Here is a 19,106-nt window from a genome sequence, read left to right on the forward strand (position 1 = left end):
CGTCATTTTTTCTGACCCGGTTCACTTGATCTGGCATCTGAGGGCAAAAGGAATCGAGTTCCAGCCTGCTCACCCAAAGTCTGGGATGAGGTCATTTGAAAGTTTTCTCTCGGACTTTTATTGCATTTTCGCTCAGGCAGGGAAGAACTTGCCAATTTTAAGAGGCTTGTTTAACAACCGATCAATTGTTTGAGTAAGGATCTAAATCTGCGCTAAGATTGACGACCGGCAACCTCTACTATAGAAGCAATCTTAAAAATATTTAGGTACTTTTACGGTTATTGAAGAGTGCTGTGCTGAGGTTGATAAATATGGCTAAAATTTAGAAGCTATGTTTAGCAGAGTTTGGGTGTACTCAAGTCTGTATTTAAAATCAACGGGTCGGCAATTAACAAAAGTTTGAGAATTCACGGGTGCTGCTTGAGAGTTTTGACATGGGTAAGAAAATGGCCGCAGCGCCTATAAATAATCGTTGAGGCACTAAGTAGCGTATGGTTTATGTTAATTTTTTCAAACAAATCACCCTGCCGGTGGTCAGTTTGACCCTTGTGGCGGTGGCATTCATGGCCTCTCCATTTCCTAGTATCGCTCAAGTGTCGGAAGACGCAGACGCTGCCGGTTTTTCATCAGGAACCGCTTACAAATTAGGCGGCGGGGATCGCATTCTGATTGAGATCGTGGAAGTTCCCGAATTAAGCGGGGAGTACGAAATTTTGTCAGATGGAAGCGTTGTTTTGCGGCTTGCCGGCAGTGTGGATGTCAGGGGGATGACCCTAGAACAAGCAGCCGCAGCCATTACAGCGAAATACGAAAGCGTTCTTAACGAGCCGGTGATTTCAGTAACTCTGTCTGCCATTCGTCCCCTTAATGTTGGCGTCACTGGCGAAGTCACCCGTCCAGGAATTTACTCATTAAATCTAATTCCTGGCGTAGGTGTCAGACCTGGGGTTCAGTATCCAACGGTGACTCAGGCAATAGAAAAGGCTGGAGGAATTACACAAGCGGCGAATATTCGAGAGGTTCAAGTGCGCCGGCCTCAAAGATCCGGGCCAGATCGAATTATTAATATTAATCTGTGGGAAATGTTGCAGGGTGGCGATTACAGTCGAGATATGATTTTGCAGGATGGAGACGCGATTTTTATCCCCTCATCAACTAGCACCAACTTAGCAGAAGCCCGTCAAATTGCAACCGCTAGTTTTTCACAACAGTCCGAGCAACCCCGCACTGTGACGGTGGTGGGTGAAGTTTACACTCCCGGAAGTTATGTGGTCATTGGCGGAAACACCACGTTAGATTTGAGAAACCAAGGTTTACCTACTGTCACTCGTGCAATTCAGCTAGCAGGAGGAATTAAACCGTTAGCGGATATCCGCCAAGTCCAGTTGCGCCGGCCTACAAAAGCCGGCGGAGAACAAGTCATTAATGTCAATCTTTGGCAGCTCTTACAGACAGGTGATACGACTCAAGACACAATTGTGCAAGACGGAGATACGATTATTATTCCTACGGTAACTGAAGTTAATCCAGCAGAAGCCGCTGACTTAGCCACGGCTAATTTTTCTCCAACTGCTATTAGAGTTTATGTCGTGGGAGAAGTGAGAGTGGGGGGAGCCGGCTCAGTTTTACAAGTTCCCGCCAATACCACTTTAAATCAAGCTTTGTTATCTGGAGGATTCGGTTACGATAATCCGAGAGCGCGTAGAGATAGCGTTAAACTCATTCGCCTGAATCCTGATGGCACTGTTGCCGAACGTGAAGTGAGTGTTGATTTAACGCAAGGAATTAATGATCAAACAAATCCTTTGCTTCGCAATAACGATATCATCGTTATAGAGCGAAATCGGATGACAGCATTTTCAGACCGGCTCGGTTCTGCAATTGATCCCATTGTTAAAGTTTACCCGCTGTTTAATTTTTTAGGAGTGTTGCGCTCACTCTTCAGATTTTAGTTAACGTTGGGTGATTCAAGTTCAACAGACAACTAATTTGAAAGTTAGACAGAAGAATTGCTCAACATTTTCTAGCTACTAAAGGAAAGGCTGTCATTCTCAAACGAGCCGGTTTTGCTAATAGCGAAACGGAAAAAATAATGGGCAGCCTTGGCAAAGTTTTATTAGCGATCAATAACAAAAAATATGAAAGCCATTCAAATCATGATTTTCCGCAGTCCCTTGCTGACTGCAATTCTGGCTGGATTTTTAATTATCTTAATTGCTTTATTATTTCATTCTTCCAGTTACAAGAAAATTTCTTACTATTACCAAAGAGGATTTGCAATTTTATTTTTATTCCTGTCGCCGGCTTTAGAGGGAAGACCCCCGTTAAATTACTTGCACCCAACCAAGCTGGCCGAGACGAACAAAACAAATATGCATTACCTCTGGATTCCTTTTATGGTCTTCTGTTGCCTTATTTTATTTCCTAGAATTAGTCATTTTTTTAAATATTCAATCAGTATTTTTTCCTTACTTTTATCAAAAAATCCATGTTTTTGGATTTACGCAACCCTGCCATTTTTCTCAATGTTTTGGTCAGAAACTCCTGAGATCGCCTTTGACCACTTTTTAGGCTACATATTAATCACGCCGATTGCGATTTACTTGGCTGTGCAATATGATTGGCAAGACCTCGCCCGGTTTATGCGTTGGAGCCATATTATGCTAGGCATAGGTAGTTACATCCACCAACGACCCGGTAGTGTGGTTGATTGGTCGGGTTTAACAAAATCCAAAAATAAACTGGGTGGCATTATGTGTTTATCCACAGCCTTTTGGTATGTCAATTACTCCCAGGCTGTACAGAGTAAGGCAAGCCGCTGGTTGTCTCTTTTGATGACTTTAGTTTCATTTTATTTAATGAGAACCGGCAAATCAGGTGGAGCGCTTGTTGCCGTAATATTATTAATTGGGATGGTATTATCGCTTAATTTTATAAAACGTTTAAGTTTTCAATGGGCATTTGCTTGTATTGCAACATTTATCATTATTAGTATTGCCTCAACCCTTGTAATTACAGATAACTTAGAAGCCATCGTAGTTGAGGGTTTAGGAAAAGATATGACCTTAACCGGACGTACAGAATTTTGGCCCCAAATCTTCGCACGTGTTGTTGAAAAGCGCCTCTTATTTGGGTTTGGGTACTACAGTTTTTGGCAACCTGAGCGGGGAATTAACAATCCCGCCAAAGGAATCTTTACTACAACCGGCTTTATTCCCCCCCACTCCCATAATGGTTATTTAGAAATATTAGTTTATTTTGGCTTGTTTGGATTAATTTTATTTGCGATTTCTTTCGTGATTAATCTTGTCATGGCAGTTCAGTATTTAATGAAAGAAAGGCTAGAGCTTTCAGCTATACCCATGATATTTTTGATGTATTTAACCTTAAACAATATCACAGAAACCACAATTATTGAACCAACAAACGTTTGGGTTTATTATGTAATGCTAACAGTACGCTTAAGCATAGACACATCTTTCAACAACACAACAATAGCTCCAAAACCCAAACGACAAACGCCATCCTTCTCATCCTAAAACCAACGCAGCTTACCCCAAAAAACTATAACTTTCATAAAAATCTGACACCAACCCTGAACCCATCTGTATTTATCTGTGTGGATCAGTGGTTAAAAAAATCCAAAAATCTCAACTTTCCTAGAAAACCAGCCAAGCGCCCAAATTCGTGATAAAAAAAATAGCCAAAATAATCGGAATATTTTTACTAACAATATTTATTTTTGCAGCAATAGGTAGCCAAATTCACAAAGGCAACTCGGCCAATTGCCCTGTCTTGCAAATTGCTAAAAATACAGCTGGCCAATCCCTTAAAATCCTCAACAGTAAACGAAGCGAAATTTACCTTAACGGCATTTGGGAATTTATCCCCGCACTCGGTGGATCGCAGCAATTGCCACCACAAAACGGCTGGGGTTCCATCTGGGTTCCGGGAGATTGGCAGGGCGAAAACCACGCCTCAGTACCCGGACTTATTTCACGGGGAACCGGCACCGCATGGCAAAACTTTAACGGCAAACAACTCTCAAAAGCCTGGTATCAAAGCACCATCAACATCCCCGCCGAATGGCAAGGACGAACGATCCTGCTTGACCTCACACGCCTCAGCACCGATGCCGAAGTGTATGTGAACGGCATCCAGTGCGGCCAAATTCAGTGGCCCTACGGCGCAGCAGATATCACCACAGCCGTTAAACCAGGCAGTAGTGCAGTTTTGAGCCTATTAGTAACCGCTGCCGCTGATGAAAAAGAAAAAGCCGTAATTATGGGGCCAAATGAAATTTATACAACCGAAAGCAAGCTGGAATCACGTGGATTAATAGGCGAAGTGCGGTTACTCAGCCGGCCTGCAAAATCCCACATCAGCGATGTATTTGTGCAACCATCTACGCGCACAAATCAAATTAAATTAGACATAGAACTTACCGATATTAACGGGGCCGGCAAAACTGAAATTATTGCCCAAATGCTCAACGAAAAAGGCAAGATTGAGCGAGAATTCACCGGCACCACAAACGTCGCAGCTAAAGCAACCCAAACCGTACAAATCGCCTGGGACTGGCCCGATCCGCGACTGTGGGACATTGGCCGGCCCAACCTTTATACCCTACGGCTGCAAGTGCGAGGCAGTGGCATTGATGATGAATACGACCAAGAATTTGGCTTCCGTGAATTTTGGATAGAAGGGCGGAAATTTTACTTAAACGGCACAGAATTGCGCCTGCGACCGATTCTTTACAGTGAAGAATGGGCCAACGGCATCCCCGAAGTTGCGAACCGAACCATCGACAGTTACCTGTGGGCCGGCTTTAATATCGCTGAACTGTGGCCTTGGAACCACAATGAACGCGGCAAATCGCACTTTCGCGAACTTTTTGCAGGTTTCGCTGACCAAAAAGGGTTTCCCCTAATCGGGCCGGCATTAGATATGACAAACCTTGCTTGGTCTGGTAAGTGGAAAAACCCAGAAAATCGGGAACGCTGGGAACAGCAAATGACAACAGAATTGCGCCGGTATCGCAACCATCCCTCAATTTTATTGTGGGGAAGTAATTCTAATTTTTTCGGCTATAACGATGATCAAAACCCGCGTCGCATTGGCAAAAAAAAGGTAGAAGGAACCCTCGGAAAAGAAGAAGACAAGCGTTTTCAGGAAATCTTTCCAGTCGGCGAAGCAGTGGTTGCCACGATTAAAAAGTACGATCCCACCCGTCCCGTCCTGGTTCATCAAGGGGCCGCTGTTGGCGATGTTTATGCCTTAAACTGCTACTTAAATATGATTCCCCTGCAAGAACGGGAAGAGTGGCTTTCCCAGTGGACGCAGCAGGGAGATATGCCTTATATGGCTGTGGAATTTGGCACACCCCTGCACACAACCATGATGCGAGGTCGCAAGGGTTTTGGTAATGCAATTGTCAGTGAACCGCTAATGACTGAGTTCAGCGCGATTTACTTGGGTAAAGAAGCTTACGAATTAGAAGCTCCCGCTTATCGAGCAAAAATCCGTGAGTTATTTGTGGGGGATGGCGAGTATAAAAGTTGGCATTTTAACCCGCAACTTGATTTCGCACCGGCATTCCAAAAGTTGCAGCAGTTATTCATTACAAATACCTGGCGCAGTTGGCGCACCTTTGGCATGACAGGTGGGATGATTCCCTGGAACAATGGCCACGGCTGGCAGGTTTCAGATGCCGGCAAACAAAAAATGGATCTTGGCCCTTTTAAACCGGGACGGCGTGGCCCTTACTTGCAGCAGGTACCAAAATCGTTATGGCACGCTTTCCAGATGGAAGCGAATACGATCCACCCAGCCGGCATTGCGCTATTAGAAAACAATGGCCCAACATTGGCTTGGATCGCCGGTTCTGAGCCGGCTTTTACGGCAAAAGACCATAGTTTTAAAGTAGGGGAAACTCTGCAAAAGCAAGTGGTATTGATTAACGATCTTCGGGAAAAGCAAACGTTTTCCTTTGAGTGGCAGGTAACGGTTCAGGGGCAAAAAGTGGGAAGTGGCCAAAATCAGGGCAGTATCGAGCCGGCACAAACGCTATCTTTTCCCATAGCAGTCGATTTGCCAAAAACCCTGGCGACAGAAAAAGTGGATGGAGAAATTCGCCTCAGTGCTCAAATTGGCAGCCGGCAGCATCAAGACCGATTTGCCTTCCGGGTTTTTACTTCGTCTTTAGCCACCGGCAAAGGAGAAATTGCGGTCTTTGATCCTGCCGGCAAAACCACTAAAATGCTACAACAGATGGGTTATACCGTTGTGCCGTGGGCCGGTTCTGACACTCCCCAGCTTTTAGTAATCGGTCGTGAAGCATTATCCAGTGAGGACAAGCGGCCTGGAAACTTAGAAGCCTTTGTCCGCAAGGGTGGCAGAGCGATTATTTTTGCTCAAAACCCGGAATGGTTGCAGCGTACAGGACTGCGCGTTTCTCCCCATCTGAGCCGGCGCGTCTTCCCGGTTGATGAAACGCATCCGGTGGTGAAAGGATTGGATGAGCTGGATCTGCGGGACTGGCGGGGCGAAAGTTCCCTCGTTGAAGCGTATCCAGACACCACTCAAGGTGGCATGAGGCTGAGTCCCAGCGGGTTGCCGTGGTATGGTTGGCACTGGGGAAATCGGGGCGCAGTCAGTTCTGTGCCGGTGGAAAAGCCTCATCACAGTTCTTGGCGTCCGATTTTGGAGTCGGAGTTTGATCTGGCTTATACAGCGCTAATGGAACTTGATTATGGCAAAGGCCGGCTAATTTGGAATGGGTTAGATCTTGAGGATCATTATGCGATAGACGCGCCGGCAGCGAAACTCGCTCAGCAAATTATCGAATACGCCCAGACTGCGCCGCTATCTCCCAAGGCAAATAAGGTGATTTTAATTGGCAGCGAGGCGGATGCGGCTAAACTGGATGCGCTGGGTGCAATTTACCGGCAAGCAGATTCACTCGAAACTAACCCGGATTTAGCCATTATCGGTTCAGAGGCGAAGGTTAAAGATGAGGATTTGCAGACTTATTTAAATGCCGGTGGCAAAGTGTTTTTCTTGCCGGCAGCCAAAGCGACTGCTACTTTGGGCGTGCGTGTGCAGGAGGTGAAAAACTTCGGCGGTTCCCTTGAGGTTCCCAATTGGCCAGAAGTTCGCGGCATCAGTGCTTCTGATTTGCGCTGGCGTTCTTTCCACGACGCTTGGTTAATACAATCTGGCGGTGAAGTCGCAGCCGATGGTTTATTAAGTCGCGTGGTTGCCGGCAAAGGGGTGGCGATTTTCTCGCAAATCAACCCCGATGCGCTAGATGCAGATACAAATACCTATTTTCGTTATAGCCGGTGGCGGCAAACGCGGGCAATCTCCCAGATCCTTGCCAATATGGGAGTTAGTTTTAAAGTGGACAGGCAAATTTTCAAGCCGGTGAATAACCTCAATCGCTTCTATCACCCCGATTATCGAACAGATTTCGAGCAAGGCGATGACCCCTATCGTTATTACCGCTGGTAATAGCCGGTGATTTGATCACGCTAAGCCGGTAATGGCTGAGGTTACTGTTGTTAACGACATTGGGTGCCGATGCTTTGATGGGATGGATGGGTTTGCTTTGGTTGCAAGGAGGCTTTGCGCCGGGGGACGCAGTTCATCTGACTTAGGTGCCGGTGGAGGCTTTGCGGTGGGCAACGAGCGCTAAGGGCAAGTTTGCTCGAAATTTGATGAAGTGGAATTCGGATAGTTTGACTAATTGGAATGTAAAAAAGATGTTCAGCCTTTGGGGGTGACTTTGGAAGTTGCGGGTAGGCCAGCTACATCAGGATTTTGTACTATATGGGTAGAACAGGTAGAAAAGCGTAGGTTTAAGGATTGAAAATTAGTGTGACTCTATCCTGAAGTTAATCAATTTTTATCCAAAATTGTGGTTAACAAGTAAAATAGTAAATACCAAATTTTAGTTTCTCTAGAAAATTATGGGATTTCCGATAAAAAGTAATATATTTAATGCAGGTTCGCCTTCACAGAGATATTTTGCGCGTTTTCCAATCCAAGTTGCGATTCTTTTTAAACCAAATGATACCTCATTCACTGAATATTTAAAAGCTGAATTTGCAGGTCTTGATAGAAATACAGGTGAGAATCTTGCTTTCTTTGCTGTGTTAGATCCTCCAGACGAATGGCTGCAAGAACACTATAATTCACGATGGTGGCAAACTTATCAGCAAACTGCTGGGAGGTCATCGTTTACGACTAACGAGCGCCCCCTGATGCTGGAAATTGCACGTTTATTTGGACTACCTTGGCATTCCCTTCCTGCAATTGTTGTATCAACAAATCTTTGGCAAGTAGAACACGTCAGTTGTCCTACTTCCTCAAAACATCTTGATATTCAATTAAATGAACTTGCAAGACTTCCTAAAATATATGGAGTTCCCAATATTGGGCATATAGTTACTACGCTTGAAGCAATCTGTGGCGATCAAGTAGATTACCACCCACCAAATGAGTCAAGCCGTGAAAGGTTAAGGACTTTTTATAATATTTTGAACACTTTTGCTCCGGAGCGAGGTCTAGAAGGTACAGACTATCGTTATGAACTTGGTAGACAATTAGATGTAGTTGAAAATAGCCTCGATTTATTAAGACGAAACTCTCGTTTTCAGCAATTTGAAGAGCCGGATTTTGCAGAAATAGGGTCAGTAGATGCTGTAATTGAGGATGTGGCGGGGAGACTCATTGCTCCAGCATCTGTTGCGGCAAGAGTCCTTCAGGATTTGCAAAATTCAGTCGAGCTTCCAGAACTTTTACATGATGAATCTGCCGCAATGATTGAAACATCGCTTCTAGTTGGCTCTTTTCTTGAAAATTTAGCAGAAAACTCCCTTGGTGGTTTGGGTCCTCTTGGTAGAAGACAACCTCAAGGAGGATATGGACAGAATCCAGCTAGACGCAGAACAAATCAAATGCTTGATATTGACTTTACACCTAGTGCTCAAGGTGCATGGAAAGCTTTTGAGCTAGAAGTCAACTTGTCTATGATTCAAGCTGCAAGAGCAGCGCGCGATATTGCTATGCCGACTTATTTTACTCTATATGATCCAGCACTTCCGCCCCAACGAGGAACTGTAGAAACAGGGCGTAGAAGAAGTAGAGTCATCACTGTTGATATCAATCAGTTAGATTGGTCTGATCGTTCAAGCGGTCGTCATCGCTTTATTTCTCTCGGAGATGCTTTGTATTTGGTTAGAGCTATGATCGATTCACCAAAGGAAAACTTAGATTTAGTGATTCAAAAAGCAATTGGCAAATCCCTACCAGAGCGAGTTCTAGATGCCTGGGAAGAAATTTTTAGGGTTCGCAATCGAGGTTCCCACGTCCATCGTCTGGATCGGCAAGATTATGAAAGAGTACTTGAATTAGCTCTTGCACCCGATGTTTTAAGACCTCTTTTGAAAATTAAGGATGCTATTTTGCAAGGACGAATACTGTGACTAAGCTGAGTACGAGTTAAAACAATTTCCCTGCTAGTTGTAAGAAGGGATAGGAGTTTCAGCCAACGATATAATCATGGTTTCAGCTTATCCTGAACTCAAGCTGTCCCTCTTGAATGATTGAGGATAAATCGGAAAGGTCTACCTCTACCAGTATCCTGACGATCCATATAAGTACAGAGAAACGGGGAAGGAGGACGCTTTTCCTGAGCATATTAGGGAGAGCGATGCTTGCAGAGGTAGCGAGCGCAAATTCCCTCCCTATACCCCTATCTGCAAATATTCCCAAAGCGCAGGATACTTAGCTTTCACCACATCTGGCAGTAAATCACACGACAGCAGAAAAAGTTGACGCTCAAGTATCGGGTTCCTCAAGCTATCAGCTTCAATTTCATCTACTGATAACAGCCGGGGACTGGGCAAAACCGGCTGTAAAAACTCCATCGGCAATTGATAAGCAGAAATTTGCTCGGTTGTCAACATAAAAAAAATATTCGCTCCCGTCGCCAACCGCCGTTTTATAGTAAATAAATCCTTCAACTTCAAAGGCTGCTCTTGAGAACTCACCCTATCAGACACCAACCCAAACTTAGTCCACTTAGCTGCAGCGCGTAACGACTCCACCGACATCATCAGAGACATCTTCGGTTCTGTCAGACTTCCCCCGTAGGTAAAATCAATCCCGACGCGTTGGATGCGGATACAAATACCTATTTTCGGTATAGCCGGTGGCGGCAAACGCGGGCAATCTCGCAGATTCTTGCCAATATGGGAACCAGTTTTAAAGCGGACAGGCAAATTTTCAAGCCGGCTAATAACCCGAATCGCTTCTATCACCCCGATTATCGAACAGATTTCGAGCAAGGCGATGAACCCTATCGTTATTACTGCTGGTAATAGCCGGTGATTTCAACCCCGCAGCCTAAACTCATCGACTGTTTACTCCTTCACGGAATAAAATTACCTCACTTTCTCTGCCACTCTCCCTCTCAGCACTCAGCACTCCCTGCCAGTCTGTGCCATCCTAGATTTTAAGACTCAAACCCTCACGACACAAACCAACATGGTCAAGACGATTCGCTTAGATCCCCTTGCCTACGAAGCCGCAGTTCAAACCAATACCAACATCCTCTCAGCACTGTTGGCCCATGAACTGAACGTACTCAAAGAATGTGGAGGGCGGGGGATGTGCGCCACCTGCCATGTTTTCATCAAACAGGGGATGAACAGCCTCTCTCCCATGAACCGGCGGGAACAGCGAACCCTAGAAATTATTACCACATCTACGACAAATTCTCGGCTCGCCTGTCAGGCACGAGTCATGGATGAAGGGGTGGTTGTGGAAGTCCCCACGGGGATGTACCTCAACGCGATTCAAGATGTTAACGCCCTCATTGGTCGCCGCGCCGAACAAAATTTGCTCCACCCGATTACCGGCCAGGTTGTCGTGGAAGCCGGCAAGTTAATTACTCGTTCCATCATTACCCAACTTGAAGAAACTCGCTTCCAAGTTGGGGAATACCTCGTTCACACGCGAGATGCTTAAAAACGGCTACAATCACTAGGATTTTAGATTTTAATTTTTATCTAAAATCGTTTAAAAATCTGGTGTTGCAGGAAGTGATTTATGTTAAGCAAACTGACCCGCTTGAGTGCGACAACGGATGGTCGTTATGCTACGGCTGCTGAATTGCAGTTTTTGAAAGATTATTTTAAGACGTTTAATTTACGCTTAAATGCTTACAAAAAAATTCAAGCGGCTGAAGCAGAAATTCTTCGGAAAGTGCAAGCAAAAGTTCTGTCAATTGACCCAAATTTATTTCGCAGCGGTTCCGAGGATGCGACGGCTAAATGGCGACTCGACACAGTGCGGGTTTTGCGATATACGTCTGCTGCTTTGTTAACGAATGATGTCGAGCGGCTGCGAAACGGCTTTATCCTTTGGTTCCACACGATTCTGCGTGCGCTGGAGGCGGATCACAGCGCAGAAATTACTTATAAAGTGATGCTTGATGTTATTAACCAGTATTTAACGTCTGAAGAAGCGGCGATTTTTTCTCCGATTTGGGAATTGCACCGACTTAAAAAATAATCTTGCCAAACTAAATGTATTTATTTTATGTTTTTAGCTCTGAAGATGAGGTTCAGAGATTATTAATACTTTGCCAAGATTATTTTTTAACCGCAGATTCCGCAGGTAGATCCAGGTGAAGATGATTTTACTGAGATTAACCAAGTGTGAGTTTATCTCAGTAAAATAGTTCTGTTTTTAATAAATTGCCCTTTTCAGTCGCACAAAATAGCCAGGATCTTCTCATGGCTTTGCCCTTCTGCCACCCAAGATTCTGCCGGCTTGAGACGTTCTGTTAAGCCAATAATAAATTGGTTGGTTTCTGCACCCATTGACTCGCAGGTGGTTTGCAGGGAGTAAATATCTCGACCTGTAAGCTGACTAAAAAAGGCGCTTAAGATGCCGGCTTCTAAAAAACACACGGGACGATTGGTTTTAGGCGCACTTTCAGCAAAAGGAGAGTTGCTAATTCTCACTTCTAAAAATCCCTGCTGATAATACGTTTGGTCAAATTCAAAGGTTCCCCAACCAAGGGTTTTCCAACACTGCTGGAAACATTGGAGAAATTCAACCATTTCCATTTCAGCTAAAGGCTTGCCGTAGTATTCACTCACTTCTTCACAAAAACGGACGTAGAAGTTTTTGCCCCACCAGCGACCACAATTGAACAGTACCAAGCGTGCAGCTTGGCCGGTTTCTTGGTCAAGACCTTGGTAAATTGCCTTTATTAAAGTATCTGGCAAAGCTAGGAAACGATCACCCCGACGATTTTCTAACAAACCCAGCTCAAGATCGCCTCGAATATAGGTAGCGGGGGCAAAGTAATTTCCAGGGAGGCGTTTGGACTCAAGTAAATCAGCGATCGCAATCATGTTAATAATTAATTGTTAGCTAAAATTTTCAATTTTTTCAAAATTCAAAATCGTAAGTTCTGAATTTTCAGGGCGAGTTCAGGACTGCGTACCCTCTAAAAGGGCGGTCTGAGCTTGGGTTAAATACGGCTGCAACAGGGCTAGCGCCTGGGGTGATAGCAATCCCTTTAAACGCACTTGCAGCAGATGGTAGAGCTTTGTTTCAACGGCTATCATCTGGTGGGTTTGCACTAAACCTTTCAGCCAGTCAAGCAGATTTTGTTGTAAAAAGTCTCGGTCATTCAAAAGCATTGCCATCGCACAGTGACGCAAGATTAGCAACCAGTTCTTTAAGGATCGCTCTAAGATTTCTTGGTTGGTATCTGGAAATTCTTTAATCAGTTGATCGGCAACAGGTTGAAAAATTGCGACTTCTTGCTCTCGCAGGAGTTCATAAGTTTTTAAGCTTTGAGCGAGGGAAACCGCATAATGCTTAAAAGCGTCAAGTTCTTCTGACTTTAAATAGCGACTTTCTGCCTGATCGAGTAAGACTTCAATCTTGGGATGCATCGGTTTACACGGATTGGGGAAGGTTTAAAAAAGATGAAGGATGAAGGAAAAACTTTGCTTAATTTCAAAACTTTTTCCCGGCTCCCTTCAGGTTAAAAATGTTGATTAAAACAAATCGACAAGATCCGCTAATGTGGTTTCTGCCGGCTCGGAAGGTGCGCTCACCGGCACGCTAGCAGATGGCTTTGGCAGCGAACCGACTGCCGGCTTTCCTTCCCAAGGTAATGCCCGGAAAAATTCTGCCACCGGCACGGTTAAAGGCAGGGGCTGGCCGTCTTGCTGCGCGTCTTGAAACGCTAGGGGTTGACCTTGCCAATTACAATTGCTAAAAAAATCTTGAACCGACTGTTGCAACCAATCAGAATGAACGGTAAAAAATGAAGCCTCAGCCGGAGAATTTTTGGTTTGTTTTTTTTTGCCTGTTGCCTTTCCTTGCCCGGAAGTTTTAGCGGTCATTTCAATCGCTCTCCATCCAGCAAACGCTTCTGAATATCGCGAGCGGTGGCTCCTTCATTGAGCCAGAAAGATGCGGCATCAATTCGGTCTTTATTCCCTAGCAAAAACTTACAGTAGGTTTCTCCCATTGAATAACATTGAATTTCAATGCAGTTCAGAGATTTTTTCACCAGACTGCTGAAGAAACCGGCAAATAGGCCGGCATAAAGATAACAAACGGGTTTACCGACATCTCCTAATGTGCGAGCCACCGCTGAATCAAAAAGATTGATAAAGATAAATCCCTGTTTGCGATCACTCATGTCTACCTCCCACCGGCCCCATCCCTGAGCCGTAAAAGGCCACCACCAAGTTTCTAACAAAAACATTAAATTAGAGCTGTGGATATCCCGTTCAAATTCTTTTTCAAACCACTCTCGAAAAACGACGGCATCCTTGGCTCCCCATTCGCAACCAATGGTGTACATGATCACGCCAGAAGCGTTGCCCACTTCTTCTTCTAAACCCTCTTGCAAGCCGATAATAAAATCTTCACTGGTGAAAATATTTCGGCTGTCATTCCAGTCGGTAATAATGCCAGATTTGGGCTGCATCTGAAAAAAATCCTGAAACCCATAATGGTTATGTTTTTTAGGATACTTGCCTTTCTGGGAGTGTTTTTGGCCAGATGTCTGGGGTGCGGATGAGGCGGGTGTGAGCGCAAACTCCCTATCAGTGGGGGTGGCCATGTATGGACTCCTTGTTCGCTAACGGTTCCAGTGGGTTGAGCGTTAAATTTGGTGGCCGGAAAAGTGACTGCTGCAACTTTAGTTTATTCTCCCACAATGTCTTGTACAAGACAGACTTGGGAAGGGGCGAAGCGTCGCACAGCCAGCATTTTTTTGAGGTAACTCGCTACCGGCACTAGGCGGGTGAGCAGTTATACCGACCCCTTGCTACAGTCGAGACGTTGCCGGCAACATCTCTAGACTAACTAATTAAAAGTTGCCGGTTAACTGTGCAAAATTTAAGTTTTTTGACGGTAACTGATACCCTATCTGTGCTATGTTTTGTGCACGCAATCTAGTACGGATTTCAAGCAGCTGTGGTGAAAAATCAGGCTTGCATCGCAATTGGTATTAACCAATATCAGTTCTTCCAGCCTTTAAGCTACGCCCAGCAGGATGCACAGGCGTTAGGAAATTTTTTGGTGGATGAAGCTCGCTTGCCGGCAGAGCGGTGTGTATTGCTCACAGACACTTCACCACCGGCATCTGATCACTCAACCTATCCGAGTAAAGAAAATATTCTGGCATGGCTGGACCGGCAGTGCCGGGAGCAAGTGCAACCAGGTGATTTATTGTGGTGCTTTTTCAGTGGCTATGGGATGAGCTGGGAAGGTCAAGATTTCTTGATGCCAGTAGAAGGCGACCCCACGGATATCCCCGCCACCGGCATCCCCATGCGAGAGCTGTTCGCCACGCTGAAGGCAGCGCCGGCAGAGATGGTCGTGGTTTTGCTAGATATGAACCGCGCTTCTAGTATGCGAAGCCATGATGCGATTGGCACCGAGACGGTGGAATTGGCCAAACGCTTGGAAATTCCAACGCTGCTTTCTTGCCGGCCTGGTCAGTTTTCCCGCGAAGTAAGTGCACTCCATCACGGCTTGTTTACCGCAGCGCTTCTAGAAGGTTTGCGCTACAACCGCTGCATCGATCTCGACAGTTTGGAACGCTATCTCAACCACCGCTTGCCAGAGTTAAGCGAACACCACTGGCTGCCGGTGCAAGAACCGCTGATGGTGGTTCACCCGCGTGAAAAAATCCACCAGGTAATTTGGCCGCAAAATGACGCTGTGACCGCCAGTAAGGCAGCCGCAAGCGGGTTTTCATCTTCCAGTGAACCATACCTCGGCAATGGCTTTGTGACGCCTTCGGTCGAGTATTCACCACTAAACGGTAATGGGTTTAATGGCAGTCGTCACGAACCGGGTAATTTTGCTCTGCCGTCGGATGTTCCCTTAAAATCTGCTCGTGCGGGTTCGCAGATGGGGAAACCGGCTGCTGAACCGGCTGATGCTGCACCTGTACTATCAGACAATTCCTCGGCAACTCCCAAATCTCAAGAGCCGGTGTCGTCCCAAAAATGGGTGCTGTGGGGAGGCGCGGCGGCGTTGGTGTTGCTGTTGGGTGTGGCGGTAAGTCGGGTGGCAACTGTGAACAAATCAGCACCGGAGACGAGCGCAATGGTTGCCGGCACTGATGAAATAAGCCAGCCGACAGTCGTACCAAAAGAGACCACTCCCGCTGCTCAGAAGCCACAGGCAGCAGCGCCACCTGCTCAGCCGGTGCCGAGTCAAACGCTTCTCGACAAAGCCATACTGACCATTCAGCCGGTTCAAGCCACGCATTTTAGTTCGGCGATCACCACTGCCGGCCAGATCCCCCCCAATGATCCGCTCTACGCCGAAGCGCAGCAGAATATTGAGCGTTGGGGTGGGGTGATTTTGGATATTGCCATTGGACGCGCTAAACAGGGAAACTTTCAGGGAGCGATCGCAGCGGCTAAGCTGGTGCCGAAAGATCGGCCAGAATTAAACGCTCAAGCGCAAAAGCTGGTCGGCCAATGGCAACAGCTATTCAAAGTGCAGCAGGCAAATCAGAAATTGCTGAATCAGGCAGTCGGCTCGATTCGTCGGGGACAGCTTGATTCTTACACCCTGGCAATTGCGACTGCCGGTCAAATTCCTGCCGGCCAACCGAAATACGGGGAAGCTCAGAAATTAATCGCGCAGTGGAGTGAAGCTATTTTTAAGGAAATTGCCCAGTATCGAGCAGCACGCGGTCGCTTCAGTGCGGCGATTGAAGCGGCCAATTTAGTGCCGGCTTCTACCCCAACTTATGCGAAAGCTCAAAAAGCGATCATCCAGTGGAAACAAAAAGTGAAGCGATAAAAGATCAGGCATGAGGGAGGAGTCAGCAGTTGTCTTCAATTCTCATCCCTTGAGGTTGGCGCAAGCTTCTCCATGCCCCCTATTTTATTTGAGGGGAATTTCAATCCAAAATTCTGTTCCCCCGTTGGGTTGGGAAACGCATTTAAAATTCCCGCCGTGCTTTTCCACAACAATTTGATAGCTAATTGCTAAGCCAATTCCCGCGCCTTTACCAACTGCTTTTGTGGTAAAGAAAGGGTCGAAGACTTGCTGCTGTAATTCCTCCGGAATACCAGGGCCATTGTCGGCAATTCGGATCGCAACGAATTGGGAATTGAGCTTGGACAATTCCTTTTCCTCGCTCCCCTTTCTTGGCTCTGCAGTTATTAGAGAAGTGCTAATTGTAATTTGACTTGGATTTGCTCGAATCTGCGCCAGTGAGCGATGTTTATCGTACTCTTCTAAGGCGTCAATTGCATTGGCTAAAACATTCATAAATACTTGGTTTAACTGGCCGGCATAGCACTCTATTAGCGGCAGTTCACCATATTCTTTAATGATTTGAATGCTAGGCCGCTCTGGTTTAGGTTTGAGCCGATTGCTCAAAATTAGCAGCGTACTATCTAACCCATCGTGAATATTCACTGGCTTCATTTCCGCTTCATCAACGCGGGAAAATGTTCGCAATGACTGCACAATCGAGCGGATGCGGTCAGCTCCCACTTTCATCGATTTTAACAGTTTGGGTAGGTCTTCAATTACAAACTTTAGATCCCTACGCTCAGTTTCCTCCTGAATTTCAGGCACCGCTTGGGGATAGTGTTTTGTGTAAAGATTTAAAAGCTCAACCAAGTCTTGGGTGTAGTTATCTGCATGAGTCAGATTTCCGTAGATGAAGTTAACCGGGTTATTAATTTCGTGCGCCATACCGGCAACCAGTTGGCCGAGAGAAGACATTTTTTCGGTTTGAACCAGTTGAGTTTGAGTGCGTTTCAATTCATCTAAAGTAATTTCTAATTGATTTGCTTTTTCGCGCTCTCTTGATTCTGATTCTTGCAAAGCTTCATTTAATTTTGCCAGTTCATCGGCTTTCCGTAGCACAATTTTAATCATGCCGTTTCTGAGTTCAAGTGCCGCCTCGGTTTCACACTTTTTCCAGGGTAAAGATTTGTACTTTACCGTTTCTTGCCACAGCTTAAACGATCCCCTAGGCGAAAGGCGCAAGGTTCCATCATTTGCTACTTCAACTGGTTTATGGGGATTGCCGGCCCAATTTACGGTTTGAATTTCTTCCGATCTAAACCAGATGACGTAATTATGTTGAGTCTGGGAAATAGAAATCGCCAGTAACCCACTTGCTGTGTCTTTAAACGCTTCTGCTTCTGGATAAATTTTTGCTAACGAATCTGTATAAATAATTTCTTCAGTAAAGTTTTTTGTCAGCCAAGTGAGCAAGCGATTGAGATCCTCTGCTGCCGGCGTTTCACCAATGAGCCGGCATTCACCCCCTAAACATACAGCAGCGCCTTGAGCGCTCACTAAGTCCAGCAAGTTTGGAGATTCTTCGTTACACAATCCCTCAACAAACTTACTTTCAAGTGACATTCTCTCAATTAGCTTAGCCGTGATTGATTTTAAGGCTATTTTATAATCATAATCTTCATTTTCTTCTTTAGCTGATAAATCTAAAGACATCACTTGCCCGAGAAATTCACAAGCTTTACGCACTTCATAACAAACGTACTTGGGTGATTGATGGTGACACGCAATCAGTCCCCATAGTTTCTGCCCTTTCATTAAGGATATGGACATGGAGGCGCTAACGCCCATGTTGTTCAAATACTCTATATGAATTGGCGAAACACTTCGGAGAACAGAAAAGCTTAAATCAAGCGGCTTTTCAGTAACTGGATTAATTTGGGGAGTAATTTCCACAGGAAGATAATTTACATTTGCAATTAATCTTAACCAATTGGAACAATAGAGAAGTCGGGCTTGTTTGGGAATATCTGAGACAGGGTAGTGCAACCCTAAAAAAGGTGGCAAACTCTCTTGTTTCTCTTCAGCAATAATTTCTCCATTCCCTTCTTCATCGAATTTATAGACCATAACTCGGTCAAACCCACTAATTTGTCGCACTTCTCTAACAATAATTTGGCACAGGTTATGCAGATTTGACGCGCTTTGAATTTTAGATGATGATGATCTCACCAAATTATAAAAACTAAAAAAACTATTTTCTGGTTGATAGGAAATCGGTTCTAATTCAAGAATGACACAACCATCTATCCGATGAGCGATTCCATCAAAATGCTGAGTTTTATAAGGAAGAATAGCTGATACTCTAAATGGATTGACTATCTTTAATTCCCGCTGAGATAAGATTTTTTTTAAATCTTCAACTTGAGATTCACCTAATAAAAAGCTTAAATTTTTATTAATTAATTTATGGCTGGGGACGTTAAAGACTTGTAACGTATTATTGCTAACTTGTAAAATTTCTAAATTAGGTTCTTGCAAGACAAAAAGAACTCCGTGAGGCTGAATAGCTCCAGGAATTTGAATGGGTTCTGTATCACAATTCGTTAAATCAACTTTTTGTGAGGTTTTAAGTTGGCGGCTACTCATGTTCTTAACTGCTCCTTGTATAACTTCCGTAAAACTGTGTTCCTGTCACCGGCATCACCCCAATTGTTACCAACCGGCACCATTCATATAAACAAAGAAATTGACGCTATAGGTTAACAGACAATCTCCCG

General features: G+C 45.1%; 14 protein-coding genes and 1 pseudogene. 9 read left to right on the forward strand and 6 right to left on the reverse strand.

Annotated features, from left to right (window positions below):
- The first annotated feature begins 491 nt into the window (after positions 1–491).
- The 6 genes and pseudogenes from H6F56_RS20480 (at position 492) to H6F56_RS20500 (ending at position 9,488) form a co-directional block, all read left to right on the forward strand.
- Positions 492–1,952: a polysaccharide biosynthesis/export family protein gene (locus tag H6F56_RS20480; RefSeq protein ID WP_190671905.1), complete on the forward strand. Its 1,461-nt coding sequence runs from the start codon at positions 492–494 to the stop codon at positions 1,950–1,952.
- A gap of 186 nt (positions 1,953–2,138) precedes the next feature.
- A complete protein-coding gene (locus H6F56_RS20485; RefSeq protein ID WP_190671909.1) occupies positions 2,139–3,539 on the forward strand; it encodes an O-antigen ligase family protein in 1,401 nt (466 codons plus the stop codon).
- 256 nt (positions 3,540–3,795) lie between these two features.
- Positions 3,796–7,512 (forward strand): glycoside hydrolase family 2 TIM barrel-domain containing protein, encoded by a 3,717-nt coding sequence (locus H6F56_RS20490; RefSeq protein WP_199313112.1) that lies wholly within the window; start codon positions 3,796–3,798, stop codon positions 7,510–7,512.
- Between the two features lie 31 nt (positions 7,513–7,543).
- The gene (locus tag H6F56_RS20495; RefSeq protein WP_190671915.1) at positions 7,544–7,696 is read left to right on the forward strand and encodes a hypothetical protein; all 153 of its coding nucleotides are present in this window, start codon (positions 7,544–7,546) and stop codon (positions 7,694–7,696) included.
- 22 nt (positions 7,697–7,718) lie between these two features.
- Positions 7,719–7,870, forward strand: a pseudogene (locus tag H6F56_RS27390) (DUF6753 family protein).
- A 100-nt stretch (positions 7,871–7,970) separates the two neighbouring features.
- Positions 7,971–9,488: a hypothetical protein gene (locus tag H6F56_RS20500; protein ID WP_190671918.1), complete on the forward strand. Its 1,518-nt coding sequence runs from the start codon at positions 7,971–7,973 to the stop codon at positions 9,486–9,488.
- 261 nt (positions 9,489–9,749) lie between these two features.
- Here the strand turns inward: H6F56_RS20500 and H6F56_RS20505 are convergent, their stop codons facing one another.
- Positions 9,750–10,352: a hypothetical protein gene (locus H6F56_RS20505; protein ID WP_190671922.1), complete on the reverse strand. Its 603-nt coding sequence runs from the start codon at positions 10,350–10,352 to the stop codon at positions 9,750–9,752.
- Between the two features lie 199 nt (positions 10,353–10,551).
- On the opposite strand from H6F56_RS20505, the gene H6F56_RS20510 reads away from it, so the two are divergent.
- Together H6F56_RS20510 and H6F56_RS20515 are read left to right on the forward strand one after the other, a co-directional pair.
- Entirely contained in the window at positions 10,552–11,034 is a 483-nt protein-coding gene (locus H6F56_RS20510; protein WP_190671925.1) for a 2Fe-2S iron-sulfur cluster-binding protein, read from the forward strand.
- A gap of 81 nt (positions 11,035–11,115) precedes the next feature.
- The gene (locus tag H6F56_RS20515; protein ID WP_190671928.1) at positions 11,116–11,580 is read left to right on the forward strand and encodes a phycobilisome protein; all 465 of its coding nucleotides are present in this window, start codon (positions 11,116–11,118) and stop codon (positions 11,578–11,580) included.
- A 194-nt stretch (positions 11,581–11,774) separates the two neighbouring features.
- Here the strand turns inward: H6F56_RS20515 and H6F56_RS20520 are convergent, their stop codons facing one another.
- The 4 genes from H6F56_RS20520 to H6F56_RS20535 form a co-directional block, all read right to left on the reverse strand.
- Positions 11,775–12,431: a V4R domain-containing protein gene (locus H6F56_RS20520; RefSeq protein WP_190671930.1), complete on the reverse strand. Its 657-nt coding sequence runs from the start codon at positions 12,429–12,431 to the stop codon at positions 11,775–11,777.
- A gap of 78 nt (positions 12,432–12,509) precedes the next feature.
- On the reverse strand, positions 12,510–12,980 hold the full coding sequence (locus tag H6F56_RS20525; protein WP_190671933.1) for a phycobilisome protein: 471 nt from the start codon (positions 12,978–12,980) through the stop codon (positions 12,510–12,512).
- Between the two features lie 105 nt (positions 12,981–13,085).
- Positions 13,086–13,436, reverse strand: coding sequence for a hypothetical protein (locus H6F56_RS20530; RefSeq protein ID WP_242032102.1), 351 nt, complete (start codon positions 13,434–13,436; stop codon positions 13,086–13,088).
- Complete coding sequence (locus tag H6F56_RS20535; RefSeq protein ID WP_190671936.1) at positions 13,433–14,164, reverse strand: V4R domain-containing protein; 732 nt, start codon at positions 14,162–14,164, stop codon at positions 13,433–13,435. Before H6F56_RS20535 ends, H6F56_RS20530 begins: the two co-directional genes overlap by 4 nt.
- A gap of 359 nt (positions 14,165–14,523) precedes the next feature.
- On the opposite strand from H6F56_RS20535, the gene H6F56_RS20540 reads away from it, so the two are divergent.
- The gene (locus H6F56_RS20540) at positions 14,524–16,368 is read left to right on the forward strand and encodes a caspase family protein (RefSeq protein ID WP_190672271.1); all 1,845 of its coding nucleotides are present in this window, start codon (positions 14,524–14,526) and stop codon (positions 16,366–16,368) included.
- An 84-nt stretch (positions 16,369–16,452) separates the two neighbouring features.
- Here H6F56_RS20540 and H6F56_RS20545 read toward each other — a convergent pair whose 3' ends face one another.
- Complete coding sequence (locus H6F56_RS20545; RefSeq protein ID WP_190671939.1) at positions 16,453–18,975, reverse strand: ATP-binding protein; 2,523 nt, start codon at positions 18,973–18,975, stop codon at positions 16,453–16,455.
- Positions 18,976–19,106: the final 131 nt, after the last annotated feature.

Source organism: Microcoleus sp. FACHB-672, assembly GCF_014695725.1.
In the GTDB taxonomy this organism is placed as follows: Bacteria; Cyanobacteriota; Cyanobacteriia; order Cyanobacteriales; family Oscillatoriaceae; genus FACHB-68.

Excerpts from the sequence above, each read along its gene's own strand:
- H6F56_RS20480 (WP_190671905.1), top strand. The coding sequence starts at position 492 with ATGGTTTATGTTAATTTTTTCAAACAAATCACCCTGCCGGTGGTCAGT.
- H6F56_RS20485 (WP_190671909.1), top strand. The coding sequence starts at position 2,139 with ATGAAAGCCATTCAAATCATGATTTTCCGCAGTCCCTTGCTGACTGCA.
- H6F56_RS20495 (WP_190671915.1), top strand. The coding sequence starts at position 7,544 with ATGGCTGAGGTTACTGTTGTTAACGACATTGGGTGCCGATGCTTTGAT.
- H6F56_RS20500 (WP_190671918.1), top strand. The coding sequence starts at position 7,971 with ATGGGATTTCCGATAAAAAGTAATATATTTAATGCAGGTTCGCCTTCA.
- H6F56_RS20510 (WP_190671925.1), top strand. The coding sequence starts at position 10,552 with ATGGTCAAGACGATTCGCTTAGATCCCCTTGCCTACGAAGCCGCAGTT.
- H6F56_RS20515 (WP_190671928.1), top strand. The coding sequence starts at position 11,116 with ATGTTAAGCAAACTGACCCGCTTGAGTGCGACAACGGATGGTCGTTAT.
- H6F56_RS20520 (WP_190671930.1), bottom strand. The coding sequence starts at position 12,431 with ATGATTGCGATCGCTGATTTACTTGAGTCCAAACGCCTCCCTGGAAAT.
- H6F56_RS20525 (WP_190671933.1), bottom strand. The coding sequence starts at position 12,980 with ATGCATCCCAAGATTGAAGTCTTACTCGATCAGGCAGAAAGTCGCTAT.
- H6F56_RS20530 (WP_242032102.1), bottom strand. The coding sequence starts at position 13,436 with ATGACCGCTAAAACTTCCGGGCAAGGAAAGGCAACAGGCAAAAAAAAA.
- H6F56_RS20535 (WP_190671936.1), bottom strand. The coding sequence starts at position 14,164 with ATGGCCACCCCCACTGATAGGGAGTTTGCGCTCACACCCGCCTCATCC.
- H6F56_RS20545 (WP_190671939.1), bottom strand. The coding sequence starts at position 18,975 with ATGAGTAGCCGCCAACTTAAAACCTCACAAAAAGTTGATTTAACGAAT.